The organism is Nocardioides sp. Z24_21 (genome assembly GCF_058134345.1).
In genome coordinates this window covers 61,314-87,734 of the sequence record NZ_JBYTTH010000001.1, presented here as the reverse complement: position 1 = coordinate 87,734, position 26,421 = coordinate 61,314, and the positions used below count along the sequence as shown (strand labels likewise).

Genomic DNA, 26,421 nt, shown 5'->3' with positions numbered 1-26,421 from the left:
TCACCTAGGCTGCCCGCATGAGTGACGTCCCCCTCGCCGACCGTGACCTCGCCGCCCTCGTCCCGGAGTGGCTCGACTGGGACCAGGCCGCGAAGCTGCTCGGTGTCACACCGGGCAAGGTGCGCACGATGATCCGTGACCACGAGCTGGCCGCCGCGGTGTCCGAGCCGGGCACCGGCCCCCGGGTGCCGGCGGCCTTCATCCAGGACGGGGTCGTGGTCAAGGGTCTTCCCGGCCTGCTCACGCTGCTGCACGACCACCGCTTCGACGACCGCGAGTGCATCGCGTGGCTCTTCACCGACGACGACCTCCCGGGCCGCCCGATCGACGCGCTGCGCGAGAACCGCGGCAGCGAGGTCAAGCGCCGGGCGCAGGTGCTGGAGTACTGATGGCGCCTGCCGGCCCGACCGGCAGGCAGCGCTACCGCTGGCTGCTCCTGCTCCTCGCGGCCGCGCTGCTGGTCGCGTGGCTGGCCGGCGGCGGCTGGAAGGGCGGGACCGGGCAGCCCGGCGAGCCGTCCGCGCCCTCGCCGTCGGCCTCGTCGTCCCCGACCCACGACTTCACCGCGACGACCACACCGACGAGTGAGCCGACCAGTGAGCCGAGCGGGGGTACGTCCGGCGCCCTGCCGGTCGTCCGGCTCGCCGACCTGCCGCCCGAGGCCGCACGCACGGTGGAGCTGATCGACGCGGGCGGACCGTTCCCCGTGCCCGAGCACGACGGCACCACCTTCGGCAACCGCGAGGAGCTGCTGCCCGACCGGCCGACGGGCCACTACCGTGAGTACACGGTGCCCACGCCGGGCGTCGACCACCGTGGCGCCCGCCGCATCGTGGCGGGCGAGGACGGCGAGCTCTACTGGACCGGCGACCACTACAGCTCCTTCTCGCGCATCCGGAGGTAGACGTGAGCGACGCAGCGACGCGAGCACGTCGATGAGCGGGCTCGCGGCCGTGCTGGCCGGACGCGAGCCACCCGGCATCCACCGGTGGCACGCGGCGTTCGAGGTCGAGGAGGTGCGCCACGCAGTGGAGCACGCCGGGTGGGGCTTCGGCTACGTCGACGGCTGGACCGGCGCCGACACCAAGCCCGCCTTCCTGGCCGCCGTGGGGGAGGCCCTCGACTTCCCCGACCACTACGGCCAGAACTTCGACGCCCTCGCCGATTGCCTGCACGACATCGGCGAGCACCGCGACGGCGTCGTGCTGCTGTGGGACGGCTGGGCGACCCTGGCCCGGACGGACGAGAGGGCGTTCAGCGTCGCGCTCAGCGTCCTGGGCTCGCGTGTCGAGGCCGATCGGGGCGTGCCGTTCGTGGTGCTGCTGCGCGGCGAGGGACCGGTGCTGCCGGGCGTGACCAGCCTGGACTGAGGCCGCCGGGCCCCGCCGTCGGCCCGAGCCGGGCGGGGAGCGTGGGTCAGACCGTGCGCTGGGTGGCGGCGGCCGCCAGCTCGACGAGGACGTCGCACGCGTGCGGATCGATGTCGGCGGATCGCAGCGCCTCGACCGCGTGGTCGGCGAGCTGACCGATCACGGCCTCCACCTGGGCGCGGGCTCCGGACTCCTCGATGATCCCGCGGAGCTCGTCGACGTCGGCGTCGCTGAGCGGAGTCCCGAGCGCGGCGTCGAGCCGCTCGGCGGCGGCACGCGGGGCGGCGTCGAGGGCGAGCGCGACCAGGACCGTGCGCTTGCCCTCGACCAGGTCGTCGCCGGCCGGCTTGCCCGTCTCGTCGGGGTCACCGAAGACGCCGAGCAGGTCGTCGCGCAGCTGGAACGCCTCGCCGACCGGGAGCCCGAAGCGGCCGAGCTGGTCGAGCTGTCGGGGGGTGGCGCCGGCGAGCGCGGCGCCGATGTGGATGGGGCGCTCGATGGAGTACTTGGCCGACTTGTAGCGCAGCACGGTCATGGCGGTGTCGACGTCGGCGCGCCCGCGCGCCTGCACCGACACGTCGAGGAACTGCCCGGCGATGACCTCGTTGCGGCACCGCTCGAAGAGCGCCAGCCCGGGGGCCACCTCCTCGGGCGCGAACCCGCTGCCGCGCAGCATGTCGCCGGCCCAGCCGAGCAGCAGGTCGCCGAGCAGGATCGCTGCGGCCGCGCCGTACTGCTCCGGGTCGCCGCGCCACGCGGCGGCGCGGTGCTCGGCCTCGAACGCGCGGTGGGTCGCCGGGCGGCCGCGCCGGGTGTCGGAGGCGTCCATGAGGTCGTCGTGCACGAGGGCGCTCGCGTGCAGCACCTCGAGGGAGGCGCAGGCGCGGGCGAGGGCGGCCTCGTCGGCCACCTCCGGGCGGATCGCGCGGTGCCCCCAGTGGCAGAACGCCGCGCGGAACCGCTTGCCGCCACGCACCGCCGTCCGTGCCTCGGCGACCAGCCGGCCGGCATCGGGCCCGAGCGGGACCAGCTCGGCCTCGCGGGCGGCGAGGAACTCGTCGAGCACCTCCTGGACCTGGTCGCGGAAGTCGGCGGGGTCCCAGGTGGTCACGCGGTGCAGCCTAATCAGTGGGACGATACGAGGGGTCACGGCTGTGCTCCGTAGGCTGGTTGCCATGACCTCCGCACCCGGCCTGAGCATGCGCGAGCTCCTCGCGCGCGGTGAGCGGTCGTTCTCCTTCGAGTTCTTCCCACCCAAGGACGAGGCGGGCGAGGAGCAGCTCTGGCAGGCGATCACCGACCTGGAGCCCTACCGCCCGACGTTCGTCTCGGTGACCTACGGCGCGGGCGGCACCACGCGGGACCGCACGGTCGCGATCACCGCGCGCATCGCCCGCGAGACCGGCCTGCTCCCGGTCGCGCACCTCACCTGCGTGGGCCACACGACCGACGAGCTCCACGCGATCCTCGACGACCTCGGTGCCGCGGGCGTGCACCACGTCATGGCCCTGCGCGGCGACCCCCCGGGCGGCCCCGGCGCCCCGTGGACCCCGACCGACGGCGGACTCACCTACGCCAACGAGCTGGTCGCCCTCATCCGCGAGCGCGCCGACATGCGCATCGGCGTCGCGGCGTTCCCCGAGGGGCACGTCGACGCGTCCGACCTCGACCACGACGCGCGCGTGCTGAAGGCCAAGCAGGACGCAGGGGCCGAGTTCGCGGTGACCGAGATGGTGCTGCGCGCCTCCGACTACGTCGCGCTCGTCGAGCGCGCCCGGGCAGTCGGGGCCGACCTCCCGATCATCCCCGGCATCATGCCGATCCTCGGCCTCCGGTCGATGGAGCGGATGGTCGAGCTGTCTCGCCGTCAGCTCCCCGCCGAGGTCACCGCGCGGCTCACGCCCCACGCCGACGACCCGGCGCGGCTGCGCGCGGAGGGCATCGCGATCGCGACCGAGCTCTGCGAGACGCTGCTCGACGCGGGGGCGCCGGGACTGCACTTCTACACCCTCAACCGGTCCAGGGCGACGCGCGAGATCTTCGCCAACCTGCAGATCACCGTCTGAGCTCGGCCCGACCCACCATCTCGGCGACCAGGGCGGCGCTGAGGCCCGCGAACGGCAGGCCCGACCCCGTCGTGGCGTGCGCGCCCGCGGTGAGCACGCCCTCGATCGGCGTGCGGGGACCGAGTCGCGTGCGGGCGGAGCGGGGGCCCTGCCAGAGCACGCCGTGCGGGGACCCGCCCCACGCCTCGACGAGGTCGCGGGGCGTGCGGTCGATCCGGGCGACGACCTGGCGGCGCACGTCGAGGCCGCGGCGGGCCAGCGCGGTGAGCAGGTCCTCGCCGAGGCGCCCGCGCGCCAGCACCGTCCACGCAGCGGCACCGTCGGGCGCCCGGCCGCCCGTGCGCACCACGAGCAGCGGGTCGCCGTGCAGCACCACCTCGTGCGTCAGGTCGGGCAGGTCGCCCTCGAGGGCCACGTGGCACACCGCCGGCGGGCAGGCCGCTCTCGTGCGGCGGACGTGGCTCGCGAGCGCGGGCAGGCGACGCGGGTCGACGGCGACGACGACGACGTCGGCGTCGAGCTCGTCGCCGTCAGCGGTCCGCACCGCGACCACGTGGTCGGCGCGCACCACCAGGTCTGCGGCGGGGGCGCCGGTGAGCACCGTGACCCGCCGCAGGGCGAGCCGGTCGGCCATCGCCGTGCCCAGGGCGGCGAGCCCGCCCGGCACGGTCCAGGCGCCGAAGCGCTGCTCGAGGTAGACGTCGACGCCGGCGATCACCGGCGCGTCGCGCGGGTCGTGCCCGTCCATGACGACCCGGTGCCCGGCGACCAGCCGCAGCCGCTCGTCGCCGAGCGTGCGGCGCAGCCGCCGGTGCAGCGACTCCCGCCGCTCCAGCAGCCTGAGCAGCTCGCTCGGGGCGACGTCGGCGTCGAAGGGGCGTTCGTACCACTCCTTGCGCAGCAGCTCCCACGGCTCGCCGTAGGACGCGACGTGATCGACCCACTGCTGTCCCAGGCCGGCGCCGAGCTCGTCGAACGCTGCGAGCTGGGCCGCGCGCGACCCGCCCGGCAGGACCAGCGACGAGCCGTCCGCGAAACGGTGCTCGCGCACCACGTCGAGCGGCTGGAGGTCGACCTCGCGCTCGAGCGGACGACCGGACTTGCGGAACAGGTCGCGCACGACGGCGGGCAGCAGGGTGCTGGTCGGTCCCGCGTCCCAGGCGAAGTCGTCGTGCTCCACCGTCGTGAGCGCGCCGCCGAGCCGCTCGGACCTCTCGAGCAGAGTGACCTCGTGGCCGAGCTTGGCCAGCCGGGCCGCGGCGGCCATGCCGCCGAACCCGCCGCCGACCACCACCACGCGTGCCACGGGGGGAACCCTAGGCGACCCGGTGGACGGGCTCCCTCGCGCGCCACCGGCGCCAGCCACGGCGGACCAGTCGCCCGACGAGCAGCAGCATCACCAGGCCGAGGAGCAGCAGGACGCCGGCGATCGCGGCGGCCGCCTGCGGGTGCTCGAGGGAGAACCAGACCACGCCCAGCACCGCGGCGTCCTCGGTGATGCTGGCCAGCACGTTGGTGGCGGGCTCGGGGGAGGAGTTGAGCGCCAGCCGCCCGCCCGCCTTGGCGAGGTGGCTGAGCAGGGCCGTGCCCCCGCCGACCACGCCGAGCACGGCCTGGTCGAGGGAGGAGGCGTCCCCGGCGAGCAGCACGCCGATGACCGCCCCCGCGGTGGGGCGCACGGCCGTGGAGATCGCGTCCCACGTCGAGTCGATGTAGGGGATCTTGTCGGCGACGAACTCCATCGCGTACATGAAGCCCGCCGCGGCCAGCACGTCCCACCGGCCCAGCGCGTCGGGGATGTCGGCGAAGGAGCCGAGCCGGTCGGCGACGCCCAGCACCAGGACCACGAGGTAGGCGTTGATGCCGCTCGCCCACCCGCTCGAGAACGTCAGTGCCAAGGCGTCCATCAGGCCGGCACCTCAGGCGACCTCGACCTCGACGGCGCCCGTCATCGCCACCAGTTCGTCGAAGGACGTGGAGAACACCGCGGCCGGGTGGCCGGCCGCCGCCCACACGACGTCGTGGCGTCGCAGCCACGGGTCGATCCACGTGCGGATCGGGGCCGGGTGGCCGAGCGGGGAGACGCCGCCGATCACCTGGCCGGTGTGGAGCCGGACGAAGTCGGGGTCGGCCCGCCGGAGGCGCGCGACACCGATGCGCTCGGCCACCGCGGCGGTGTCGACCCGGTGTGCGCCCGAGGTGAGGACGAGGACCGGCTCGCCGTCGGCGTCGAAGAGCAGGCTGTTGGCGATCGCGCCGACCTCGCAGCCGAGTGCCGCCGCGGCGAGAGCCGCGGTGTGGGCGCTGTCGGGCAGGATGACCACGTCACCGGTGCCGCCGCGCCGGTGGAGGTCATCTCGGAACGAGGTGATCGATGCGTGCTCCGTCGACATGGCGCGAGCCTAGCGACCCGACGACGAGCCCCAGGGGAGATCCGATGGCGCGCGACCTGCCGCGATCCGTGGTCAACAGCCTGCGCGTGCTCGTGCTGATCGTCGCCACGGCGGGCCTGATCACGCTCCTGATCCGGCTGATGCGCGACGACGTGATCCTCGGATGGGCCGAGGGCAACCCGTCGGCGCAGGGGCTCCTGGCCCAGGGTGGCATCGAGCTGCTCCGCGAGAGCCCGATCGTGCCGGGCTTCGTCGCCCTGTCGATCGTCGCGTTCGTCGGCTTCGCCGCCCTCGTCCTCGTGCTCGGGTCCCTCTTCGTCGGCGGCCACGGCTGGACCCGGCCCGTGCTCACGGGCACCGCGGGCATCGGCGTCCTGGTCGGGGTGGTCTGTCTCGACGCCCGCCTCCCGGCGGTGTTCGTCGTGCTCTCGGCGCTGGTGATCGTCGAGGGCCTGGTGCTGTCGTTCTTCCTGTGGCGCCGCGAGACGACCGCCTTCCTGCGCGGCGACTGAGCGGGGCGGCCCGCCCCGGCCCGCCCCGGCCCATCCCTCGCCCGGCCCATCCCTCGCCCGGCCTTGACGGGCTGTCGGTGGCAGGTAGTACCGTGGCGGTGTTCGAACATCTGTTCGATGCGACCCGGGTGGGCGTGACCTCGACCCCACCTCCACCCGGGTCGGCCCCGGGGTCGACCGAGGTGCGGAGGAGGCACGATGAGTCAGGACCACGACCCTGTCGAGGTGCGGAGCGGGGTGACGGACGACTCCCGCGGCTCGCCGGTCGCCCGGACCGAGGAGCGGGCATGAGTGCCGCCGCTGCGAGCGCCCGCCGCCACCCACTGGCGCAGCCGGGCCCGCACCTGCTGCCGGCCACCGCCCACTCCTACCTCCAGCGCTCCGCCACGTCGCTGCGCGACGCGATCACGGCTCGCGACGTGCCCACGCGCTACGCCTGCGCCCACGTCGCGGCCCTCTGCGCGGCGGCCGCACTGCTTGCCGCCCGCGCCCGGCCCGCGCCGCGGGGGCGCCGGCAGAAGAACGCCTGGGTGCTGCTGGCCGAGGTCGCCCCCGAGCTCTCCGAGTGGGCGACCTTCTTCGCCGCGGGTGCGGCCAAGCGGGCCGCCGCCGAGGCGGGCTCGACCCGTGCCGTGAGCGAGCGGGAGGCCGACGACCTGGTGCGCGACGCCGACCGCTTCCTGGCCGTGGTCGAGCAGACGCTCGGCCTGGTCCCGCACGCGAGCGTCGCCTGAGGCGGGGAGAGAGGTGACCTCCGACTCGCGCGTCCTCCCGTCCGGACGATCCGGGCGCGCCCGCGTGCGCCCGCGGGGCTCGGTCGACGAGCCACTAGGGTGGCGCCCATGGCCCAGCCGTCCGCCAGCCCGTCCGCCAGTGAGCGCCGCCAGTCCGTCCGCAGCGGCGTGGCCTGGGAGGGCGTACGCCGGCTCCTGGAGCACCGTGGTGACGCGGAGGGTCGGCCCGCCCGCATCGTCGACGTCGGCGGCGGCACCGGCGGCTTCGCCGTGCCCCTGGCCGAGCTCGGCCACGCCGTCCGGGTCATCGACCCCAGCCCCGACGCGCTGGCCGCGCTCGACCGACGCGCCCGCGAGCGTGGTGTGGCCGACCGCGTCACCGGGCAGCAGGGCGACCTGTCCGACCTGCCGCACCTCGTCGACGAGGCCGACCTCGCCGACCTCGTCCTGTGCCACGGCGTGCTGGAGATGGTCGACGACGCCGCCGCGTCGGTGGCCTCGATCGCCGGGGTGCTGCGCCCCGGCGGGCACCTCAGCCTCCTGGTGGCGCAGCGTCACGCCGCCGTGGTGGCGCGCGCCATGGCCGGGCACTTCCAGGCCGCCCGTGAGCTGCTCGACGACGGCGGGTCGTCGGCGGGACAGCCCGGACGCGGTGGGCACCGCTTCACCCACGACGAGGTCGTCGAGCTGCTCGCCACCGCGGGCCTGCGTCCCGAGAGCGTGCACGCCGTCCGCGTCTTCGCCGACCTCGTCCCGGGCAACCTCCTCGATCTCGAGCCGGGCGCGACCGCGGCGCTGCTCGAGCTCGAGCAGGCCGTGGCCACCCGCCCCGAATACCTCCCCCTCGCTGCCCAGCTCCACGTCATCGCCCGGCGCTGACAGTCGCCCCCGCGGGGGCCGGCGGTGACCGAGACGCCGCTCCTCCACGTCGACATGGACGCGTTCTTCGCCTCCGTGGCGCTGCGGGAGCGTCCCGACCTGGTCGACCAGCCGGTGGTGGTGGGCGGCAGCGGGCGCGGCGTCGTGCTGGCCGCCAACTACGTCGCGCGCGGCTACGGCATCCGCTCGGCGCTGCCGATGGCGCGGGTGCGTCGGCTGTGCCCGCACGTCGTGGTGCTCGCGCCCGACTACGCCGCCTTCGCCGGCGTCTCCGCCTCGGTGATGGAGACCTTCCGCGACGTCACTCCCGTGGTGGAGGCGATGTCGCTCGACGAGGCCTTCCTCGACGTGCGCGGTGCGACCCGACGCCTGGGCGAGCCCCGTGAGATCGCGGAGCGGCTCAGGGCCACCATCCACGACGAGCAGGGCATCACCTGCTCGGTGGGGGTCGCGGCATCGGTGTCGGTGGCCAAGGTCGCGAGCCGGCGCGCCAAGCCCGACGGCGTGGTGGTGGTGCCGCCCGCCGAGGTCGCGTCGTTCCTGCACCCGCTCGACGTCGGGGAGCTCTTCGGCGTCGGCGAGAAGACCCGGACGGTGCTGCGCCGCGCCGGCCTCCTCACCGTGGGCGACGTCGCGCACACGCCGCTCGCCACCCTCCAGCAGACCCTGGGCCGCCACCTCGGTCGCCACCTCCACCAGCTCGCGTGGGGCACCGACCGCAGCGAGCTCTCCGCGACACCCGGCCCCCACGAGCCCGAGAGGTCGATGGGTGCGGACGAGACCTTCGCCCGCGACACCGACGACCGCGAGGTCGTCGTCCGCGAGCTCCTGCGCCTCTCCGCGCGGGTCACCGGCCGGATGCGTGCGGCCGGCGTGGTCGGGCGCACCATCACGCTCAGGGTCCGCTTCGCCGACTTCACGACCATCACGCGCTCGCGCACGATGCCCGAGGTGACCGACGTGACGGTGGAGGTGCACCGTGCGGTGACCAGGCTCTACGACGCGCTCCGGCTGCGGCGCGAGCGCCTGCGTCTGGTCGGCGTCCGCGTCGAGGGTCTGGTCCCTCGGGCGACGGTGCAGCGGCAGCTGGTGCTCGGCGAGCCCGAGCACGGATGGGCCGAGGCCGACCGTGCGGTGGACCGGGCCACGCGCCGCTTCGGGGCGGCCGCCGTGCGCCCGGCGAGTCTCGTGTGAGGGAGGCGTTCCTCGCCCCTCGGACGGAATTTTCTGGGGGACGCCTACCCTAGGCGCAGCAGCGTGCCTAGACTTGCAGCAGAAGGTGAGGAGGAACCGTGGAGCTCTCCGAGGAAGAACTGCGAATGCTCGAGCAGATGGAGCGCGCCCTCGTCGAGGAAGACCCCAAGCTCGCCTCCACCCTGCGCGGCACGTCCTTCCAGCGGGCTGCTCGCCGCCGGATGATCCTGGGCGGTGCCGTGCTCCTCGTCGGCATCGGTCTGCTGATCGTCGCGGTGCTCCTCGACCTCAACGCCGTCCTCCAGACGGTGGTCGGTGTGCTGGGCTTCGTGGTGATGCTCGGCGGCGCGATCCTGGCCCTGACCTCCGCGCGCAGTCCCGGTCACCCGGCGGCTCCCACGGTGCGTGCCTCGGGCCGCACCGGCTTCGGGGTCGTCGACGGCGGTCGCCCCAGCCGGCCCGCCCGGCAGCGCTCGGGCGGCCCCTTCATGGAGCGCATGGAGGAGCGGTGGCGTCGCCGCCGCGAGCGCGGCCTCTGACCTCCGCAGCACGCGCATCACGTCCCATCGACGCCAGGCGCCCGCTCGTCCGACTGCGTCCCTCGGCTGGGAGCTGAGCCTGTTCCTGCTGACGCTCGGCCTCGTGGGCGTCGCGATCGTGACGGCCACGCCGTCCTTGGCGATGGTCGCTGTCATGGTGTGCGCCGCCGCTGCTCCCGTGGCCGTCGTCAGCTTCTTCGTCCGGCTGGTCGCGGCGATGATCGACGAGAGTCGGCGTCGGCGGCTGCTCCGCCGTGTGACCTGGGCCCGACCTGAGCCCGGCCTGAGCCCTGCCCCGTTCCTGCCGGGCCGGGCCGTCAGCCGACGAGCTCGTCGACCGTCTGGGTGGACTCCCGGTCGGGGGTCGCGGTCGTGGCCCGGGCCGACCGGGAGCGGCGACGCCACGACGTACGCCGTCCCACCACCGATGCGGGCCACCACCGCGCCCTGCGCTCCTCGCGCGGCGTCACGCCTGCGGCCAAGGACTCCTCGACGACGAGGAGGTCGGCGCCGAACCGGTCGGCGGTGCAGGTCTCGGGATCGCGGGCGTAGCGGCTGCGCTCCAGCGTGACGACGAGCCGGTCGAGCGCCTGGGCGGCCCCGGGAGCCTGATCGCGTCCGCGCCGCGGCCGGTCGGGCCGCGACGCGTCGTCGACGGGTGCCGCGAGGAGCCGGCCGATCCAGTCGCCGGCCCGACGCGGCGAGCGGCCGTCCGGCCATGCGTGGCCGAGGTCGACGGCCACGTCGCGCAGCTCGGCCCAGAGGTCCTCGATGCCGCCCTCGAGTCGGCGGCGCCGACGTGCCCGCCGGACCAGGTGCGGCGTCGCCAGCACGAGCGCCACCAGGGCCAGACCGAGCAGGCCCGACAGCACGGGCACCCAGGGGATCGAGGACGCGCTGCTGTCGTCGGCCGCCGCCTCGGCGTCGGCCTCCTCGCCCCGCTCGGGCAGCAGCTCGGTCGACCGGCTGGCGCTGGGGGACGGCGCCTCGGTGACCGCCTCGAACTCGGCCTCGGTGTAGTCGGGCGTCTGCGTGGCGCGGTCCTGCGGGGTGGGCTCGAACCGCACCCAGCCCGAGCCGGGGAAGTAGAGCTCGGGCCACGCGTGGAGGTCGTGAGAGGAGAACTCCCACGACCCGTTGGTGGCCCGCTCGGGCTCCAGGAAGCCCACGGCCACGCGGCTCGGGATGCCGATGACCCGCGCCATGATGGCCATCGTCGCCGCGAACTGCTCGCAGTAGCCCACCCGGTCGTTGAGGAACGCGAGCAGGTCGGCACTGCCGTCGCCCGCCGACGGCACCTCGGCGAGGTCGTAGCGGAACCCGCCGTCCTCGCGGAACCACTGCTGCAGCAGCTGCGCCTTCTGGAAACGGGTGGGCGCGTCGGCGGTGACGCTGGCCGCGATTCGCCGGATCTCGTTGCTGAGGGTGGGGGGCACCTCGGTGAAGATGCCGGCCACCGACCCGGCGCCCGACACGGCCGAGTCCATCCGCTGGGCGTCGTAGGTCAGCTGGACGCCGGTGTAGTCGTAGGTGCTGTCGGCGGTCGTGACGTCCTCGCGGGCCGCGATGACGTCGCGGGTGTCGAGGTCGAAGCGCCAGTCGGTGCCGGCCGCGATGCGGGTCGTCTGCGCGGCGGTGGGCAGCCACGCCGAGGTGAAGTCGGGGCCGACCCGCACGTCGTACTTGAACTCCCGGCGCGGCACGTCGCCGCTGACCCCGTCGAGGGGCGGGAGGTCACCGGTGGCCGACTGCGACTCGGGGATCTCGCGGTCGCCCGGCGTCCACTCCGACCCGCTGAAGCGAGCGAGCACCGAGACGCGCAGGTAGGTGGGCTTGGGCCCGGAGGTGGTGACCCACAGCAGGGGCACGTCCGCGCCGCGGGTCAGGTCGCGGCGCAGGTCGACCATCGGGTCCTTGACCTCGACCTCGCGGGTGCCCGGACCCTTGCCCTCGAAGACGCTCATGCTCATGGTCGGCACGGCCGCCGGCACCACGACGGCCAGCGCGATCGCGGTGGTGCCGAGGGCCAGCGCCGTGTTGCCGATCGCCCCGGTGCGGACCGAGAACGACCCCTTCTCGCCGTCGGGCGCCCGTCCCCAGCTCGTGACGTGGTCGCTGTGCTGGAGAAAGACCAGGGCGAGGAACAGGCCGGCGACCACGACGAACAGCCACCACGACACCGCGTCGCCCGTGACCGCGACGGGCAGCGTGTAGGCCGCGAGCAGCACCAGGCCGGCCACGGGCGCGCGGCGGAGCGTGCAGGCGACGAGGTCGACGAGCAGCACGACCAGCGCCCCGCCGACCAGGAGCAGCGGGTGGACGGGGGGCACGCCGAGCTGGATGGGTGCGGCATAGTCGCGCGAGGTCTGGAGGGCGTCGTCCAGCGCGGCCAGGAACGCCTCGACGTTGCCCGGGGTCGGGACGGGTGAGCCGGTGGTGGTGCCGAGCACCAGGAGCGCGGCCACCACGGCCTGGCCGGCCACGACGGCGAGCGCGGGCAGCCGGCTCCACCGGCCGAGGGCGCCCATCGCGGCGACGACGACGCCGATCATCAGCAGCGGGATCGCGACCCGGGGGAAGCCCTCGGTCAGCACGCGCCACGACAGCACCGTCGCCCACGCCGCGAGCAGGGCGATGCCGGCGATCCGCAGCTGGTGGGGGAGCGTGCTCCACTCGGTCCTCATCGGCTCGCCCCCGCTGACGCGGTGGCACGGCTCCGCATCAGCCCGAGCTCCTGCCAGGCCGTGTCGAGGCGGTCGCGCGGGCCGAGGGTGATCGAGCGCCAGCCGGTCGCGGTGAGGTGGGCGGCCGACCCGGGGCCGGGGTGGACCGGCAGGTGGGGCGCCCACGCGTCGACGTCGAGGGCGATCGCCAGGCTGGACGACGCGTGGTGCTGGAGCCGGCGCAGGAAGGGCAGGTCGGTGTCGCCGAGCGCGCCGAAGACGCCGATCGTGAGGCCGCCGTGGCCGGGCTCGGCCAGCCACTGCGTGTCGGGAGCGGGCGAGTGGTCGAGCTGCACGACGGCGAGCGCCTCGAGCAGCGGGATCGTGCTGGCCGCGGCGGTGTGGGAGTGCCACTCGGTCTCCCGGCTGTCGCCGGACGCCGTGACCAGCCGGACGGTGTAGCCGTGGTGCGTGAGGTGGACGGCGATGGAGGCCGCGGCCGACACGGCCGCCTCCAGCGAGCTGGCCGCGCCCTGCCCTCGGTGGGCGGTGCCCCGGTTGTCGAGGAACACCGTCGCCCGCGACTGCCAGGGCTGCTCCTCGCGGCGCACCATCAGCTCGCCGACGCGGGCCGAGCTGCGCCAGTGGACGCGCCGCAGGTCGTCGCCGCGCCGGTACTCGCGCACCGTGACGTCCTCCGCGCTGCCGGTGGCGAAGGCGCGCGGGCGGTTGTCCCCCGACCCGGTCCACGCCCCGCCCAGCGGGATGCTGGGCAGCGCGACGGTGCGCGGGGTGACCGTCAGCCGCGACGTGGCGTGGAACGTGCGGCCCAGCTCGACGAGGCCGAACGGGTCCGTCACCCGCACCGCCATCGGGCCGATCTCGAACTGGCCCCGCAGCTCCGAGCGCACCTGGTAGGTCGCGTGCCGGCGCCAGCCGTGGCCGAGGCCCTCGAGCACGAAGCGGGGCCGTGTGCCGAGCACGTAGGGCAGCCGCTCCTCCAGGAGCAGCACGCCAGTGGGGGTGCGCGACTCGTTGGAGACGGTGAGCTCCACCGTCGCCGGCTGACCGGCGACCACCAGCTGCGGCGACACGGTGCGCACCAGTGCGAGGCGGTAGCGCGAGCGCCCGACCCACCAGGCGGTGAGGAGCGGCAGCGCCGCGACCAGCACGCCGATGCGGACGACCGAGGGGTGTCCCACGACGATGGCCGCGACCACCGTGGTGATGCCGGCGGCCAGGAACGCCCGTCCGCGGACGGTCAGCGCAGCAAGTGCCTCACGCACGGCTGCCGCGTGGGATCGACGGGGAGCCGGTCGTGGAGTGGGACGTGGCGTGTGACGTGGAGTCGGACGCGGTGGGCACCGGCACCGACTCCACGATGCCGGACAGGATCGCCGAGGTGGTGCGTCCGCTCATCGTCGCCTCGACGTTGGGCAGCAGCCGGTGCGCGAGGACGGACGAGGTGATGCCGTACACGTCGTCGGGCAGGACGTAGTCGCGTCCCTGCGTGGCGGCGACGGCCTTGGCGGCGCGGACGAGGTGGAGCGTCGCCCGCGGCGAGGCGCCGAGGTGGAGGTCGTTGCTCGCGCGCGTGGCGGTGGTCAGTGCCACGGCGTAGCGCTGGACGGCGGGCGCGACGTGCACGCGCCCGACGATCTCGATGACCTTGCGGATCTCGCCGGCGTCGGTGACCGGCTCGAGGTCGTCGAGGGGGTTGCGGGCGGTGTGCCCCTCGAGCATCGCGATCTCCGCCGACTCGACCGGGTAGCCGACCGACACCCGCGCCATGAAGCGGTCGCGCTGTGCCTCGGGGAGGGCGTAGGTGCCCTCCATCTCGATCGGGTTCTGCGTCGCGATCACCATGAACGGCCTCTCGAGCTGGTAGGTCGCGTTGTCGACGGTGACCTGGCGCTCCTCCATGCACTCCAGCAGCGCGGACTGGGTCTTGGGCGACGCACGGTTGATCTCGTCGCCGACCACGATGTTGGCGAAGACGCCGCCGGGGCGGAACTCGAACTCGCGGGTGTCCTGGTTGAACACCGAGACCCCGGTGACGTCGGAGGGCAGCAGGTCCGGCGTGAACTGGATGCGCCGTACCGAGCAGTCGATGCTCCGGGCCAGCGCCTTGCTCAGCTGCGTCTTGCCGACGCCGGGCACGTCCTCGATGAGGAGGTGGCCCTCGGCCAGCAGCACGACGAGCGCGGCGTTGACGACGTCGGGCTTGCCGGCGATGACGCGCTCGATGTTGCCGCGCACGGCCCCGGTCACCCGGCGCACGGTGTCGAGATCGGGCGCCTGCCCGGTGGACCCAGTCGTCACGTCGTTCGTTCCCCTCGTGCCCGTGCGGTCGACCCGTCCGCCGATCCGTTCGCCGATCCGGTCGTCGACCTCGCCACCACGGTATGTGGTGCGCGCAACATACCGCTCGGTCGCTGCCGCGGCGCCGATGCGGAGACGAACGCCCTCGTCCTGCGCTCCCCTCTCCACCACCCTTCGCCACGCCGTTCCCCACTTCGCTCCACCACGGGCTGCCGGCTTCCCCCACCGACGCTCCACCAGGGCCGTCCTGAGCGTGGATCCACCCCGTTGCACGCTCCCGGGCGGGTCACGTCGCGGCGCGTGCGTGCTCGCCAGGAGGGCCCGGACGCCGCCGATCCGGGCGCGAAACGCGCTCGATCTGGTTGACGGTGGAGTGAAGTGGGGTACTGTGGTGCGAAGTGGGGGACAGGGTCGATCTTTCCCGCCGAGCAAGGGGAGGTGCCGGGTGTTCTTCGGCACCTACACGCCCAAGCTCGACGAGAAGGGCCGTCTCTTCCTCCCGGCGAAGTTCAGGGACGAGCTGACGGAGGGACTCGTGGTGACCAGGGGACAGGAGCGCTGCCTCACTGTCTGGTCGCTGGAGGACTTCGGCCGGCTCACCGACCGGCTCCGAGAGGCGCCGGTCACGCAGAAGAACACCCGTGACTACGTCCGCATGCTGTTCGCCGCCGCCAGCCAGGAGGTGCCGGACAAGCAGGGGCGGATCAACATCCCGGCCCCACTGCGGGAGTACGCCTCGCTCCGCAAGGAGTGCGTCGTCATCGGGTCGATGAACCGGATCGAGATCTGGGACCCGACCGCGTGGGCGACCTACTCCGAGGAGCAGGAGCAGAAGTTCTCCGAGCTCAGCGACGAGGTCTTCCCCGGGATCTGAGCACCACCCCGCAGCAGCACCAGCACGCACCACCCGACAACGCCAGACAACAGCACAGCTGACATCGCGACCCGTATCACCAGGTCTCGAGCCCGCTCCTCGCGCGGCCATCTGGGGCACTTCCCCGGCACCAGAGGGCACCCCCTGCTCCGGCAGGGGGCAAGGAGCGGGCAGGGACCTGGTGCGGCGGCTCGCCCCGTGCCACACGGCGGGGAGTGTCAGCCGCACCGCCAGCTCCGGCCCCGCCAGCTCCGGCCCGGCCGGGCCGGCGCCCAGCACGTACATCCGCAGCAACCAGTGGGGTCGAGACCATGAGCACCACCCAGCGCGTGGGACGCACGGCAGCACCGCCGTCGCGGGTCCGCGACCAGGCGCGTGAGGCGGTCGCGCTCGTCGCGTTCTCCGCCGCCACCGCCTGCGGGCTGGCGCTCGCCCTGCTCCTGCTGATGCGCCTGGGCTCCCAGGGTTGAGCAGATGACGACTCCTCGCCACGCCCCGGTGCTCCTCGACCGGGTCGTCGCCCTGCTGGCCCCTGCGCTCGAGGCCCCCGGCTCGGTCTACGTCGACTGCACCCTCGGCCTCGGCGGGCACAGCGAGGCCGTCCTCGAGCGCCTCCCCCACGCCCGCGTGATCGGGATCGACCGCGACCCCGAGGCGCTGCGGATGTCCTCGGAGCGGCTCGCGTCCCACGGCGACCGGTTCACCGCCGTGCACGCCGTCTACGACGAGCTGCCGGAGGTGGTCGGCTCGCTCGGCCTGGACCACGTCGACGCCGTGTTCTTCGACCTCGGCGTGTCCTCGATGCAGCTCGACGTGCGTGAGCGCGGGTTCGCCTACGCCGAGGACGCGCCGCTCGACATGCGGATGGACCCCACCACCGGCCCGACCGCGGCCGAGCTGCTCAACACCGCGACCGCCCAGGAGCTGACCCGGATCCTGCGGGAGTACGGCGAGGAGAAGTTCGCCAGCAGGATCGCCCGCGAGGTCGTCCGGCGCCGCGAGGCGACGCCGTTCAGCACCAGCACCGACCTCGTCGAACTGCTCTACGCCACGATCCCCGCACCCGCCCGGCGCACGGGCGGCCACCCGGCCAAGCGCACCTTCCAGGCGCTGCGGATGGCGGTCAACGACGAGCTCGCCGTGCTGCGGCGGGCGATCCCGGCCTCGATGGAGGTCATCGGCGTCGGTGGGCGGGTGGTGGTCGAGTCCTACCACTCGCTCGAGGACCGGCTCGTCAAGCGGGCGTTCGCCGACGCCACCCGCCTCGACGTGCCGCCGGACCTGCCGTTCGTGCCCGAGGGCGCCGAGCCGGCCCTGCGGCTGGTCACCCGCGGCGCCGAGCGGGCCGACGAGCAGGAGATCGCCGAGAACCCCCGGGCCGCCTCCGTCCGCCTGCGCGCCGTCGAGCGCGTCCTCCCGTCCACTCCCACTTCCCCAGGAGTCGTCCGATGAGCAGTCCCGCCCTCCAACCCCGGACCCGGGTCACGCGGATCGCCCAGGAGGCCGTCGACAAGGCCCGCCTGAGCGTCGTGCCGCGGGTGCGCACCCGCGCCCCGCGGATGCCGTTCATGACGTTGGTGAGCCTCGTCCTGCTCGCCGGGATCGTCGGCCTGCTGCTCTTCAACACCTCGTTGCAGCAGGCGTCCTTCGCCGCGTCCGCCCTCGAGTCCGAGGCCGACACCCTCGCCGCCCGCGAGCAGACCCTGCGCATGGAGCTCGACGAGCTGCGCAACCCGCAGCGGGTCGCCTCGCAGGCCCAGGCGATGGGGATGGTCATCCCCGCCGCACCGGTGTTCCTCGACCTCGAGACCGGCGAGACGAGCGGCGTCCGCACGCCCGCCACCCCGGAGAACGCGCTGCTGCTGCAGCCGCCCGCCCCGGTCAAGCCGGCCGTCCTGGCCCCGCGCCCGACCTACGTCGAGGTGCCGGCCGCTCCGAGCGTCGAGGAGCAGGGCGCGACCGCCGCGGGAGGCACCGACGCCAAGCCGCGCAAGAAGCGCAACCGCTGACGGCGCGCTCGCGCGGATCCGTCGCGCCGCGCGCCTAGATTGTCGACCAGGCCGGCTCCACCCCGGAGCCGTCCGGGAAACGAGGGAGATCAGTGCCGAGCACCCGCCCCAGGCGCGGCGCCTCACGTGGCGCGCCCATGCTGCGCCTGCGCATCGGGTTCGTCCTCATCGCGATGGTCCTCTCCTTCTTCGGTGCCCGGCTCGTGCAGCTCCAGGGCGTCGATCCCCGCTCCTACGCGGTCCGCGCGGCCGCCGAGGGCGCGGTGCGGGTGCCGCTGGAGGCCGAGCGCGGCGACATCCTCGACCGCAACGGCCAGCCGCTCGCCGACTCCGTCAAGGGCAAGATGGTCATCGCCGACCCCGCGCTCACCGCAGACCGGGCGCCCGAGCTCGCCCGGCTGCTGACCGACCGGCTCTCCGTCGACTACTTCAGGACCCTCACCGCGCTGCGCGGCCGCAAGGACGGCAGCCGCTTCGAGTACGTCGCCCGGCGGGTGCCGAGCACGCTGGCGGGCGACACCCTCGCGGCCCTCGACGAGGCCGGCTTCAAGGGCATCAGCCTGCAGGACGACCCGATCCGGTCCTACCCCTCCGGTGACGTGGGCGCCAACCTGATCGGCTACATGGGCACCGACGAGCCGCTCGGCGGCTTCGAGCGCACCTTCGACACGCAGCTGGCCGGCGTCGACGGCGAGGCCACCTGGCAGTCCAACTCGGGCAAGGGGGTGCGGATCCCGCTGCGCGAGAGCACCCTCAAGGCCGCCCGCAACGGCGAGGCGCTGCGCACCACCATCGACCGCGACCTGCAGTGGTTCACCCAGAAGGTGCTCGCGCAGTCGGTGCGCCAGTACCGCGCCGAGAGCGGCGCCGCGGTCGTCATGGACACCCGCACCGGCGAGATCCTCGCGCTCGCCGACTACCCGACCTTCGACGCCAACGTGCCGACCGAGTCCGACCAGGACGACCTCGGCTCGCGCGCCATGAGCGACACCTACGAGCCCGGGTCGGTGCAGAAGGTGCTCACCGCCGCCTCGCTGATCGACGCAGGCAAGGCGTTCCCGCGTCAGCGCTTCAAGGTGCCGTCCAGCCTCGCGCGCCAGGACCGGGTGATCGGCGACTGGTTCGACCACGGCGACATCCGGCTCACCCTGGCCGGCATCATCGCCAAGTCGTCCAACATCGGCACGGTGCTCGCCGCCGACGCGTTCTCGCCGCCGGAGCTGGTGGCCTACCTGAAGCGGTTCGGGCTCGGCACGCGCACCGACATCGGCGTCCGCGGCGAGACCCCCGGCATCCTGACCCCCGGCGACGCGATGACGTCGCAGACCAAGGACCGCGTCGCCTTCGGGCAGTCGCTCTCGGTCAACGTCGCCCAGATGGCCGCGGCCATCAACACCATCGCCAACGGGGGAGTGCGGGTCTCGCCCAGTCTCGTCTCGGGGTCCGCGGTCACCGACGACGGCGTCACCGTCGGCACCGACGTCGCCACGCGTACGCGCGTCGTCAGCAAGAAGGCCGCGCGCGCGACCGCACGGATGATGGAGAAGGTCGTCGACCCCGAGGACGGCGTCGCGCCCGCGGCACAGGTGCCCGGCTACCTCGTCGCCGGCAAGACCGGCACCGCCCAGCGGGTCGCCAGCGACGGCACCGGCTACGACGGCAGCACGTCGGTCTCCTTCGGAGGGTTCGCTCCCGCCGACGACGCCCGCTTCACCGTCTACGTCGTGGTGCACGCCCCCCGGGTCGACGGCGGCGGCGGCTCGATCGCGGGGCCGGTGTTCTCCCGGATCATGGGCTACGTCCTGGGCCGCTACGGCGTCGCGCCCACCGACGGCACCCCGTCGCGCCTGCCCGTCGAGTGGTGAGTCGATACGCTCGGTCGGTGCACGAGTCTGTGAGTGCGACGCGACCACGGCAGTCCCCGTCGACCCCTGCGGTCGAGCTCGCCGAGTGGCTCGCGGCGACGACGGAGGTGGCCGTCCACGGCGATCTCGACGTCGTGGTCACCGGCATCTCGCTGAGCACCGCGCGGGTGCGCCCCGGCGACCTCTACGCCGCGCTCCCCGGCGCGCGCGCCCACGGCGCCGACTACGCCGAGCAGGCCCTGGCGGCCGGGGCGGTCGCCGTGCTCACCGACCCCGACGGCCTCGACCGGCTCCCGCCGGGCACGCCCGCCCTCGTCGTGGCCGACCCCCGACGGGTGCTCGGCCGGCTGGCCGCCCGGGTCTACGGCGACCCCGCCGACGCGCTCCGCGTCGTCGGCGTCACCGGCACCCAGGGCAAGACCACGACCACCCGGCTCCTCGAGCAGGGCCTCACCGCCGCGGGGGTGACCTCGGCGGTCATCGGCACCGTCGGCACCCGGGTCGCCGGGGAGGACGTCCGGACCCAGCTCACCACCCCGGAGGCGCCCGACCTGCACGGCCTCTTCGCGGTGATGCGCGAGCGGGGCGTCGACACCTGCGCGATGGAGGTCTCCAGCCACGCCCTCGTGCTCGGCCGCGTCGACGGGGTGCGGTTCGACGTCGCCACGTTCCTCAACCTCGGGCGCGACCACCTCGACTTCCACGCCGACCTCGACGACTACTTCGCCGCCAAGGCCGGCCTCTTCACGCCCGAGCGGGCCCGGGTCGGTCTGACCAACGTCGACGACGAGTTCGGCAGGCGCCTGCTCGACGTGGCGCGCATCCCGATGTCGACCTACTCCTCGCGCGGCGCCGACGCCGACTGGCGGGCCACCGACGTCGAGCTCTCCGCCGACGGCGCGCGCTTCACCGTCCTCGGCCCGGGGGTCGAGGTCCCGGCGCAGGTGCTCCTCCCGGGCGAGTTCAACGTCTCCAACGCCCTGGCCGCCATCGCCTCGGCAGCCCTCGCCGGGCTCGACCCGCGCCGGGTGGCCGACGGGATCGCCCGCGTGGGCGGGGTGCCGGGCCGGCTCGAGCCGGTGACGGCCGGCCAGGACTTCACCGTGGTCGTCGACTACGCCCACAAGCCCGACGCCCTCGAGGCGGTGCTGGCCACCCTCCGGCCGCTGACGGACGGACAGGTGGTCGTCGTGGTGGGGGCCGGGGGCGACCGCGACACCGCCAAGCGCCCGGTCATGGGCGAGATCGCCGCGCGGCTCGCCGACGTCGTCGTCGTCACCGACGACAACCCCCGCACCGAGGACCCCGCGACCATCCGCGCCGCGCTGCTGGCGGGTGCGCGCGGCGGCGCTGCGGAGGTCCTCGAGGTGGGGGAGCGCCGGCTCGCGATCCGGGAGGCCGTGCGGCGCGCCCGCACCGGTGACGTGGTGCTCATCGCCGGCAAGGGCCACGAGACCGGCCAGGAGGTCGACGACGTGGTGCACCCCTTCGACGACCGGGTCGTCGCCGCCGAGGAGGTCGAGTCGGCCCTGGCCGCGCGACGCGACGGCACCACGGGGTCGGAGGCGCCGGCCCGCTCCGACGGCTCGGGGGCCCGCGCATGATCGAGATGTCGCTCGACGAGATCGCCCACGTGGTCGGCGGCACCGCCCACGGGGAGGCGCTCGTGCGCGGCGGCGCGTTCATCGACACGCGCACGCCCGAGGACGGTGGACTCTTCGTGGCGGTCACCGGCCAGCGGGTCGACGGTCACGACCTGGCCCGCGCCGCCGGCGACGCCGGCGCCGTCGCCGTGCTCGGCACCCGGCCCACCGAGCTGCCCACCGTCGTCGTGGCCGACGTGACGACGGCCCTGGGGCTGCTGGCCCGGCACGTCGTCGACCGGCTCCCCGACGTGGTCGTCCTCGCGATGACGGGCTCGCAGGGCAAGACGGGCACGAAGGACTACCTCGCCCACGTGCTGTCCGAGGACGCGCCGACCGTCGCCACCCGCGGCAACTTCAACAACGAGCTCGGCGTCCCGCTGACCGTGCTGCGCGCCACCTCCGAGACCCGCTACCTCGTCGTCGAGATGGGGGCCCGTGGGATCGGCCACATCGCCGAGCTGTGCGCGATCGCGCCACCGCGCGTGGCCGCGGTCCTCAACGTCGGCTCGGCCCACATCGGCGAGTTCGGCAGCCGGGAGGCGATCGCGCTGGCGAAGGGCGAGATCATCGAGGCGCTGCCGGCCGACGGCACGGCGGTGCTCAACGCCGACGACGACCTGGTGGCCGCGATGGCCCCCCGCACCCACGCGCAGGTGATGACCTTCGGCAGCGTGTCCGAGAGGTCCGCGCAACACCCGGTCCCCGACGTCGCCGTCAGCGAGGTGACCACCGACGAGCTCGGTCGGCAGTCGTTCGAGCTGGCCCACCGCGGCTCGGGGGCCACCGTGCACCTCGCGACGATCGGCGCCTACCAGTGGCGCAACGCCGCGGCAGCCGCCGCCATGGCACTGGCGGCAGGGCTCGACCTCGACACGGTCGCCGACTCGCTGGGCGACGCCGTGCCGGCGAGCCGCTGGCGCATGGAGCTCGGCGAGCGTCCCGACGGCCTGGCCGTCCTCAACGACGCCTACAACGCCAACCCCGAGTCGATGACGGCCGCGCTGGAGACCCTGGCCGGCATCGGCGCACGCAGCGGGCGGCGTACGGTCGCGGTGCTCGGCCAGATGCTCGAGCTCGGCGACGGGGCCGCCGAGGCCCACCGCGGCGTGGGCGCCTACGCCGCGGAGGCCGGGATCGACGTCCTGGTCGCCGTCGGCGACGAGGCCGCCGCCATCGCCGAGGGCTTCACCGCGGTCGGACGTGGGGGAGTGAGCATCGCCACGGCGGGGCGTGACGAAGCCGCCGACTGGCTGCGGCACAATGTCTCGGCTGCTGATGTCGTCCTGGTGAAGGCATCGCGGGGGGCGGCGCTGGAACTGATCGCCGACGACCTCCTGACCGGGAGCGGCAAGGAAGGAAGCACCACATGAGAGCCATCCTGTTCGGAGGAGGACTCTCCCTGCTGATCTCGCTGCTGGGCACGCGCTACGCGATCAGGTTCTTCACCCGCCAGGGATTCGGGCAGCCGATCCGTGACGACGGGCCGACCACCCACCACGTCAAGCGCGGCACCCCCACGATGGGCGGGGCGGTCATCGTGCTCGCCGCCGTCGTGGGCTACGCCGCCGCCAAGGTGATCACCGGCACGGCACCGACGGCCTCGGCGCTGCTGCTGCTGTTCCTCTTCGTCGGCCTGGGCACCGTCGGCTTCCTCGACGACTTCCTCAAGGTCAGCCGGCAGCACAACCTCGGGCTGCGCAGTCGCGCCAAGATGATCGGCCAGACGCTCGTCGCGGTCATCTTCGGCTTCCTCGCGCTCTCGCCGGCGCTGGAGGACGAGCGTGGCTGGCGACCGGCGTCCGACCACATCTCCTTCATCCGCGACTACGAGCGCTTCGCGCTGCCGACGGCCCTCGCGATGCTGCTGATCTGGTTCTTCGTGACCGGGTTCAGCAACGCGGTCAACCTCACCGACGGCCTCGACGGGCTGGCAGCGGGATCCTCGATCCTCGTCTTCGCCGCCTACACGCTGGTCAACATCTGGCAGAACAGCCAGTCGTGCGCCCTCCAGGCCGGACCGAAGTGCTACGAGGTGCGCGACCCGCTCGACCTGGCCGTGGTCGCCGCGGCCATCACGGGAGCCTGCTTCGGCTTCCTGTGGTGGAACGCCTCGCCCGCGCAGATCATCATGGGCGACACCGGCTCGCTCGCCCTGGGCGGCGCGATGGCCGGCTTCGCGATCATGACCCGCACCGAGCTGCTGCTGGTGATCATCGGCGGCCTCTTCGTCGCCGTCACCCTGTCGGTGATGATCCAGGTCTCGGTGTTCAAGGCGAGCCGCGCGAGCGGGCTCTTCCGCAGCATCTTCAAGGTGCAGCCCGGCCACCGGGTGTTCCGGATGACCCCGCTGCACCACCACTTCGAGATGCTCGGCTGGGAGCAGGTCACGATCGTGATCCGCTTCTGGATCATCACCGGCCTCGCGGTCGCCACGGGCCTGGGCATCTTCTATGCCGAGTGGGTCGCGGGCATTGGCTAGCACCCCGGGCGGTCTCGACGTCGACGGGCTGGGGCGCACCAGCGACTGGTCCGGCGTGCGCGTCGTCGTCGCCGGGTTCGGCGTCTCGGGGTTCGCCGCCGCCGACAACCTGCTCTTCCTCGGCGCGCAGGTGACGGCGCTCGACGAGTCGACCAGCGACGAGAAGGCCGAGAGGGCCCGGCTGCTGGAGACCCTGGGCGCCACCATCCGCCTCGAGCCCGGCGCCACCGACGTCCTGCCCGACGACGTCGACCTGGTGGTCACCTCGCCGGGCTGGCGTCCCACCGCGCCGCTCCTCGCCCAGGCCGCCGAGCGGGGCGTGCCCGTGTGGGGCGAGGTCGAGCTGGCCTGGCGGCTCCGCGACCCCGACCACGCCGCTCCGTGGCTGGCCGTCACCGGCACCAACGGCAAGACCACGACCGTGCAGATGCTGCGGTCCATCCTCACCGCGGCCGGCCTGCGTGCGGTCGCCGTGGGCAACGTCGGTCGCCCGATCGTCGAGGCCGTGATGGACCCCGAGCCCTACGACGTCCTCGCCGTCGAGCTCTCCAGCTTCCAGCTCCACTACACCCGGTCGATGGCCGCCGAGTCCGCCGTCGTGCTCAACCTCGCCGAGGACCACCTCGACTGGTACGCCGACGAGCCGGGCGGCCGCACCGGCATGGAGGTCTACGCCGCCGACAAGGCGCGGGTCTATGCCGGCGTCGAGCGCGCCTGCGTCTACAACCTGGCCGACCCGGCCACCGAGGACATGGTGCGCGAGGCCGACGTCGTCGAGGGCGCTCGGGCGGTCGGCTTCACCCTCGGCACGCCCGGCCCGGGCAACCTCGGCGTCGTCGACGACCTGCTGGTCGACCGGGCCTTCATCGAGGAGCGGGCCACCAGTGCCGCCGAGCTCTGCACGCTCGGCGACCTCGCCTCCCCGGCCCCGCACTTCGTCGCCAACGCCCTCGCCGCCGCCGCCCTGGCGCGCGCGCACGGCGTGAGCCAGCAGGCCGTGCGCGACGGGCTGCGGGCCTTCCGGCCCGACGGCCACCGCATCGCCCACGTCGCCGAGGCCCGCGGCGTCACCTGGATCGACGACTCCAAGGCCACCAACCCGCACGCCGCGCAGTCCTCCCTGTCCGCCTACGAGCCCGTCGTGTGGGTCGCCGGCGGGCTGGCCAAGGGGGCCCGCTTCGACGACCTCGTGCGGTCCGTGCGCGGCCGGCTGCGCGGCGTCGTCCTGCTGGGCCGCGACCGCCGGGTCGTCGCCGACGCTCTTTCGCGACACGCGCCCGATGTGCCGGTCATCGATGTGGGCGCCGACGAGACTGGGGATCCGATGGAGCGCGTGGTCGACGCGGCCGCCGGGCTCGCCAGGGCCGGTGACACGGTGTTGCTCGCGCCGGGATGCGCCTCCATGGACATGTTCACCGACTACGGCGCTCGCGGCGACGCGTTCGCCACCGCGGTGCACGCTCACATCGACCGCACCGACCAGACCGACCCGCCCGACACCGACTGAGGGCGCGCACCGACCCGAGGGGAGCCGCGACGATGACCACCGTCAACCCCGGGGACGTCGGGCTGGGCGTCGCGTCGCCACCGGTGGACGGTGCCGCGGACGGGACGGTGGACGGGCAGGTCGACGCCCCCACGCGTGCGTCGTCCCCACGCCCGCCGCTCGGCTCGGGCCTCGCCGCGGGCTGGCGCTCGGTGCGCGAGGCGCTCGACAAGCCCCTCGCCTCCTACTACCTGCTGCTCGGCGCCTCGGCGCTGCTGCTCACCATCGGCGTGATCATGGTGCTCAGCGCCTCCAGCGTGCGGGCCTACCTCACCTACGACGACTCCTACGCCGTGGTGAAGCGCCAGCTGCTGTGGGTCGCGATCGGGCTGCCCGCCGCCTGGGTGGCGTCGCGGATCCCGGTGCGGCACGTGCGCCGGCTGGCCTATCCGAGCTTCCTGGTGGCGCTGGTGCTGCTGGCCCTCGTCGCTCGCTTCGGCGTGCTCGTCAACGGCAACAAGAACTGGCTGGCCGTGGGCCCGGTCAACATCCAGCCGGCCGAGATCGCCAAGCTGGCCATCGTGCTGTGGGCGGCCAACATCTACGCCCACAAGGAGCGCCGCCTCCGCGAGCTGCACCACCTGCTCGTGCCGGTCGTGCCGGGCCTGTTCGCGGTGATCGGCCTCGTGCTCGTCGGCCGCGACCTCGGCACGGCGATGGTGCTGGCGGCCATCCTCCTCGGGATGCTGTGGGTGGTCGGGGCCCCGTTGCGGCTGTTCGGGCTCAGTCTCTCGGTGATGGGGGTGGCGGCGCTCGCGCTGGCCGCCACCGACCCCGAGCGGCTGGAGCGCATCACGCACTTCACCGACCCGTTCAAGGACTACACCGACGCCGGCTGGCAGCCCGCCCACGGCCTCTACGCCCTGTCCAGCGGCGGGTGGTTCGGGCAGGGGATCGGTGCGTCGACCCAGAAGTGGGGCGACCTCCCCGAGGCCCACACCGACTTCATCTTCGCCGTCCTCGGCGAGGAGCTCGGCCTCGTGGGCACCCTGCTGGTCGTCGGTCTCTTCTTCACCATCGCCTACGCCGCGATCCGCGTCGCGCTCAGCACCCAGGACCCGTTCGTGCGCTACGCCACGTTCGGGATCGTGGTGTGGCTGCTCGGCCAGATGATGATCAACGTCGGCATGGTGCTCGCCGTCCTGCCCGTCATCGGCATCCCGCTGCCCATCGTGTCCTACGGCGGGTCGGCCCTCCTGCCGTCGCTGGTGGCCCTCGGGCTGGTGATCGGGTTCGCCCGCCGGGAGCCGGAGGCCGCGGCGGCGCTGGCGGCACGCCGTCGCAACCGCTCCGCCGGCCTGTCCGCGGGCCCCGCTCGCTAGGTTTGGCC

At 74.0% G+C, this 26,421-nt stretch carries 26 protein-coding genes; 19 read left to right on the top strand and 7 right to left on the bottom strand.

What is annotated here, in order from left to right; all coding sequences use genetic code 11:
• Positions 1 to 17: 17 nt before the first annotated feature.
• From AC3X7Z_RS00425 to AC3X7Z_RS00415, 3 genes are read left to right on the top strand one after another with little or no spacing between them, the layout of a single operon-like run.
• Positions 18 to 389 (top strand): Rv2175c family DNA-binding protein, encoded by a 372-nt coding sequence (locus AC3X7Z_RS00425; protein WP_186341045.1) that lies wholly within the window; start codon positions 18 to 20, stop codon positions 387 to 389.
• Complete coding sequence (locus tag AC3X7Z_RS00420) at positions 389 to 904, top strand: guanyl-specific ribonuclease (protein ID WP_489974644.1); 516 nt, start codon at positions 389 to 391, stop codon at positions 902 to 904. Before AC3X7Z_RS00425 ends, AC3X7Z_RS00420 begins: the two co-directional genes overlap by 1 nt.
• Positions 905 to 935: 31 nt before the next feature.
• Positions 936 to 1,370, top strand: coding sequence for a barstar family protein (locus tag AC3X7Z_RS00415; RefSeq protein WP_186341047.1), 435 nt, complete (start codon positions 936 to 938; stop codon positions 1,368 to 1,370).
• A gap of 46 nt (positions 1,371 to 1,416) precedes the next feature.
• Here AC3X7Z_RS00415 and AC3X7Z_RS00410 read toward each other — a convergent pair whose 3' ends face one another.
• Entirely contained in the window at positions 1,417 to 2,481 is a 1,065-nt protein-coding gene (locus AC3X7Z_RS00410) for a polyprenyl synthetase family protein (protein WP_489974643.1), read from the bottom strand.
• A gap of 64 nt (positions 2,482 to 2,545) precedes the next feature.
• Between AC3X7Z_RS00410 and metF the strand changes: the two genes are divergently transcribed.
• Positions 2,546 to 3,436, top strand: coding sequence for a methylenetetrahydrofolate reductase [NAD(P)H] (gene metF, locus AC3X7Z_RS00405; RefSeq protein ID WP_489974642.1), 891 nt, complete (start codon positions 2,546 to 2,548; stop codon positions 3,434 to 3,436).
• Here metF and AC3X7Z_RS00400 read toward each other — a convergent pair.
• The 3 genes from AC3X7Z_RS00400 to AC3X7Z_RS00390 are packed head-to-tail and all read right to left on the bottom strand — an operon-like array spanning position 3,426 to position 5,829.
• The gene (locus AC3X7Z_RS00400) at positions 3,426 to 4,742 is read right to left on the bottom strand and encodes a phytoene desaturase family protein (RefSeq protein ID WP_489974641.1); all 1,317 of its coding nucleotides are present in this window, start codon (positions 4,740 to 4,742) and stop codon (positions 3,426 to 3,428) included. The two genes, metF and AC3X7Z_RS00400, sit on opposite strands and share 11 nt — an antisense overlap.
• Positions 4,743 to 4,752: 10 nt before the next feature.
• A complete protein-coding gene (locus AC3X7Z_RS00395) occupies positions 4,753 to 5,343 on the bottom strand; it encodes a DUF4126 domain-containing protein (RefSeq protein WP_186341051.1) in 591 nt (196 codons plus the stop codon).
• 12 nt (positions 5,344 to 5,355) lie between these two features.
• Positions 5,356 to 5,829, bottom strand: a complete 474-nt coding sequence (locus AC3X7Z_RS00390) for a YbaK/EbsC family protein (protein ID WP_489974640.1) — start codon at positions 5,827 to 5,829, stop codon at positions 5,356 to 5,358.
• A gap of 44 nt (positions 5,830 to 5,873) precedes the next feature.
• Here AC3X7Z_RS00390 and AC3X7Z_RS00385 point away from each other — a divergent pair, with 44 nt between their 5' ends.
• The 5 genes from AC3X7Z_RS00385 (at position 5,874) to AC3X7Z_RS00365 (ending at position 9,687) form a co-directional block, all read left to right on the top strand.
• Positions 5,874 to 6,341 carry a hypothetical protein gene (locus AC3X7Z_RS00385; protein WP_186341053.1) on the top strand — a complete coding sequence of 156 codons (468 nt, stop codon included), beginning with the start codon at positions 5,874 to 5,876 and terminating at the stop codon, positions 6,339 to 6,341.
• Between the two features lie 287 nt (positions 6,342 to 6,628).
• On the top strand, positions 6,629 to 7,075 hold the full coding sequence (locus AC3X7Z_RS00380) for an SAV_6107 family HEPN domain-containing protein (RefSeq protein WP_186341054.1): 447 nt from the start codon (positions 6,629 to 6,631) through the stop codon (positions 7,073 to 7,075).
• A gap of 108 nt (positions 7,076 to 7,183) precedes the next feature.
• On the top strand, positions 7,184 to 7,954 hold the full coding sequence (locus AC3X7Z_RS00375) for a methyltransferase domain-containing protein (RefSeq protein ID WP_489974639.1): 771 nt from the start codon (positions 7,184 to 7,186) through the stop codon (positions 7,952 to 7,954).
• A gap of 24 nt (positions 7,955 to 7,978) precedes the next feature.
• The gene (gene dinB, locus AC3X7Z_RS00370; RefSeq protein WP_489974638.1) at positions 7,979 to 9,148 is read left to right on the top strand and encodes a DNA polymerase IV; all 1,170 of its coding nucleotides are present in this window, start codon (positions 7,979 to 7,981) and stop codon (positions 9,146 to 9,148) included.
• A gap of 98 nt (positions 9,149 to 9,246) precedes the next feature.
• A complete protein-coding gene (locus AC3X7Z_RS00365; RefSeq protein ID WP_186341056.1) occupies positions 9,247 to 9,687 on the top strand; it encodes an SCO2097 family morphological protein in 441 nt (146 codons plus the stop codon).
• A 317-nt stretch (positions 9,688 to 10,004) separates the two neighbouring features.
• On the opposite strand, the gene AC3X7Z_RS00360 is transcribed toward AC3X7Z_RS00365, so the two are convergent.
• Genes AC3X7Z_RS00360 through AC3X7Z_RS00350 form a run of 3 tightly spaced genes read right to left on the bottom strand, consistent with a single transcriptional unit; the run spans position 10,005 to position 14,672 of the window.
• On the bottom strand, positions 10,005 to 12,371 hold the full coding sequence (locus tag AC3X7Z_RS00360) for a transglutaminase TgpA family protein (protein WP_489974637.1): 2,367 nt from the start codon (positions 12,369 to 12,371) through the stop codon (positions 10,005 to 10,007).
• Entirely contained in the window at positions 12,368 to 13,636 is a 1,269-nt protein-coding gene (locus AC3X7Z_RS00355) for a DUF58 domain-containing protein (RefSeq protein ID WP_186341058.1), read from the bottom strand. The genes AC3X7Z_RS00360 and AC3X7Z_RS00355 overlap by 4 nt, the downstream gene beginning before the upstream one ends.
• On the bottom strand, positions 13,629 to 14,672 hold the full coding sequence (locus tag AC3X7Z_RS00350) for an AAA family ATPase (protein WP_186341059.1): 1,044 nt from the start codon (positions 14,670 to 14,672) through the stop codon (positions 13,629 to 13,631). The genes AC3X7Z_RS00355 and AC3X7Z_RS00350 overlap by 8 nt, the downstream gene beginning before the upstream one ends.
• A gap of 445 nt (positions 14,673 to 15,117) precedes the next feature.
• Between AC3X7Z_RS00350 and mraZ the strand changes: the two genes are divergently transcribed.
• The 10 genes from mraZ (at position 15,118) to ftsW (ending at position 26,413) form a co-directional block, all read left to right on the top strand.
• Complete coding sequence (gene mraZ, locus AC3X7Z_RS00345) at positions 15,118 to 15,546, top strand: division/cell wall cluster transcriptional repressor MraZ (protein WP_056607086.1); 429 nt, start codon at positions 15,118 to 15,120, stop codon at positions 15,544 to 15,546.
• A 311-nt stretch (positions 15,547 to 15,857) separates the two neighbouring features.
• Positions 15,858 to 16,016, top strand: a complete 159-nt coding sequence (locus AC3X7Z_RS00340; RefSeq protein WP_186341060.1) for a hypothetical protein — start codon at positions 15,858 to 15,860, stop codon at positions 16,014 to 16,016.
• Positions 16,017 to 16,020: 4 nt separating this feature from the next.
• The gene (rsmH, locus tag AC3X7Z_RS00335; RefSeq protein ID WP_489974636.1) at positions 16,021 to 16,998 is read left to right on the top strand and encodes a 16S rRNA (cytosine(1402)-N(4))-methyltransferase RsmH; all 978 of its coding nucleotides are present in this window, start codon (positions 16,021 to 16,023) and stop codon (positions 16,996 to 16,998) included.
• Positions 16,995 to 17,555, top strand: coding sequence for a cell division protein FtsL (gene ftsL / locus AC3X7Z_RS00330; RefSeq protein ID WP_489974635.1), 561 nt, complete (start codon positions 16,995 to 16,997; stop codon positions 17,553 to 17,555). Before rsmH ends, ftsL begins: the two co-directional genes overlap by 4 nt.
• Before the next feature lie 92 nt (positions 17,556 to 17,647).
• Positions 17,648 to 19,420 (top strand): peptidoglycan D,D-transpeptidase FtsI family protein, encoded by a 1,773-nt coding sequence (locus tag AC3X7Z_RS00325; RefSeq protein ID WP_489974634.1) that lies wholly within the window; start codon positions 17,648 to 17,650, stop codon positions 19,418 to 19,420.
• Between the two features lie 17 nt (positions 19,421 to 19,437).
• Positions 19,438 to 21,024, top strand: a complete 1,587-nt coding sequence (locus tag AC3X7Z_RS00320; protein ID WP_489974633.1) for a UDP-N-acetylmuramoyl-L-alanyl-D-glutamate--2,6-diaminopimelate ligase — start codon at positions 19,438 to 19,440, stop codon at positions 21,022 to 21,024.
• Positions 21,021 to 22,436, top strand: coding sequence for a UDP-N-acetylmuramoyl-tripeptide--D-alanyl-D-alanine ligase (locus AC3X7Z_RS00315; protein ID WP_489974632.1), 1,416 nt, complete (start codon positions 21,021 to 21,023; stop codon positions 22,434 to 22,436). The genes AC3X7Z_RS00320 and AC3X7Z_RS00315 overlap by 4 nt, the downstream gene beginning before the upstream one ends.
• Positions 22,433 to 23,545, top strand: coding sequence for a phospho-N-acetylmuramoyl-pentapeptide-transferase (gene mraY / locus AC3X7Z_RS00310; protein ID WP_489974631.1), 1,113 nt, complete (start codon positions 22,433 to 22,435; stop codon positions 23,543 to 23,545). The genes AC3X7Z_RS00315 and mraY overlap by 4 nt, the downstream gene beginning before the upstream one ends.
• On the top strand, positions 23,517 to 25,052 hold the full coding sequence (gene murD / locus AC3X7Z_RS00305) for a UDP-N-acetylmuramoyl-L-alanine--D-glutamate ligase (protein ID WP_186341065.1): 1,536 nt from the start codon (positions 23,517 to 23,519) through the stop codon (positions 25,050 to 25,052). The genes mraY and murD overlap by 29 nt, the downstream gene beginning before the upstream one ends.
• A gap of 32 nt (positions 25,053 to 25,084) precedes the next feature.
• The gene (gene ftsW, locus AC3X7Z_RS00300; RefSeq protein WP_489974630.1) at positions 25,085 to 26,413 is read left to right on the top strand and encodes a putative lipid II flippase FtsW; all 1,329 of its coding nucleotides are present in this window, start codon (positions 25,085 to 25,087) and stop codon (positions 26,411 to 26,413) included.
• Positions 26,414 to 26,421: the final 8 nt, after the last annotated feature.

Coding starts and splice junctions, on each gene's coding strand:
- AC3X7Z_RS00425 (WP_186341045.1), top strand. CDS start 18: ATGAGTGACGTCCCCCTCGCCGACCGTGACCTCGCCGCCCTCGTCCCG.
- AC3X7Z_RS00420 (WP_489974644.1), top strand. CDS start 389: ATGGCGCCTGCCGGCCCGACCGGCAGGCAGCGCTACCGCTGGCTGCTC.
- AC3X7Z_RS00415 (WP_186341047.1), top strand. CDS start 936: ATGAGCGGGCTCGCGGCCGTGCTGGCCGGACGCGAGCCACCCGGCATC.
- metF (WP_489974642.1), top strand. CDS start 2,546: ATGACCTCCGCACCCGGCCTGAGCATGCGCGAGCTCCTCGCGCGCGGT.
- AC3X7Z_RS00395 (WP_186341051.1), bottom strand. CDS start 5,343: ATGGACGCCTTGGCACTGACGTTCTCGAGCGGGTGGGCGAGCGGCATC.
- AC3X7Z_RS00390 (WP_489974640.1), bottom strand. CDS start 5,829: ATGTCGACGGAGCACGCATCGATCACCTCGTTCCGAGATGACCTCCAC.
- AC3X7Z_RS00385 (WP_186341053.1), top strand. CDS start 5,874: ATGGCGCGCGACCTGCCGCGATCCGTGGTCAACAGCCTGCGCGTGCTC.
- AC3X7Z_RS00380 (WP_186341054.1), top strand. CDS start 6,629: ATGAGTGCCGCCGCTGCGAGCGCCCGCCGCCACCCACTGGCGCAGCCG.
- AC3X7Z_RS00375 (WP_489974639.1), top strand. CDS start 7,184: ATGGCCCAGCCGTCCGCCAGCCCGTCCGCCAGTGAGCGCCGCCAGTCC.
- AC3X7Z_RS00360 (WP_489974637.1), bottom strand. CDS start 12,371: ATGAGGACCGAGTGGAGCACGCTCCCCCACCAGCTGCGGATCGCCGGC.
- AC3X7Z_RS00340 (WP_186341060.1), top strand. CDS start 15,858: ATGAGCACCACCCAGCGCGTGGGACGCACGGCAGCACCGCCGTCGCGG.
- rsmH (WP_489974636.1), top strand. CDS start 16,021: ATGACGACTCCTCGCCACGCCCCGGTGCTCCTCGACCGGGTCGTCGCC.
- ftsL (WP_489974635.1), top strand. CDS start 16,995: ATGAGCAGTCCCGCCCTCCAACCCCGGACCCGGGTCACGCGGATCGCC.
- AC3X7Z_RS00315 (WP_489974632.1), top strand. CDS start 21,021: ATGATCGAGATGTCGCTCGACGAGATCGCCCACGTGGTCGGCGGCACC.
- mraY (WP_489974631.1), top strand. CDS start 22,433: ATGAGAGCCATCCTGTTCGGAGGAGGACTCTCCCTGCTGATCTCGCTG.
- murD (WP_186341065.1), top strand. CDS start 23,517: ATGCCGAGTGGGTCGCGGGCATTGGCTAGCACCCCGGGCGGTCTCGAC.
- ftsW (WP_489974630.1), top strand. CDS start 25,085: ATGACCACCGTCAACCCCGGGGACGTCGGGCTGGGCGTCGCGTCGCCA.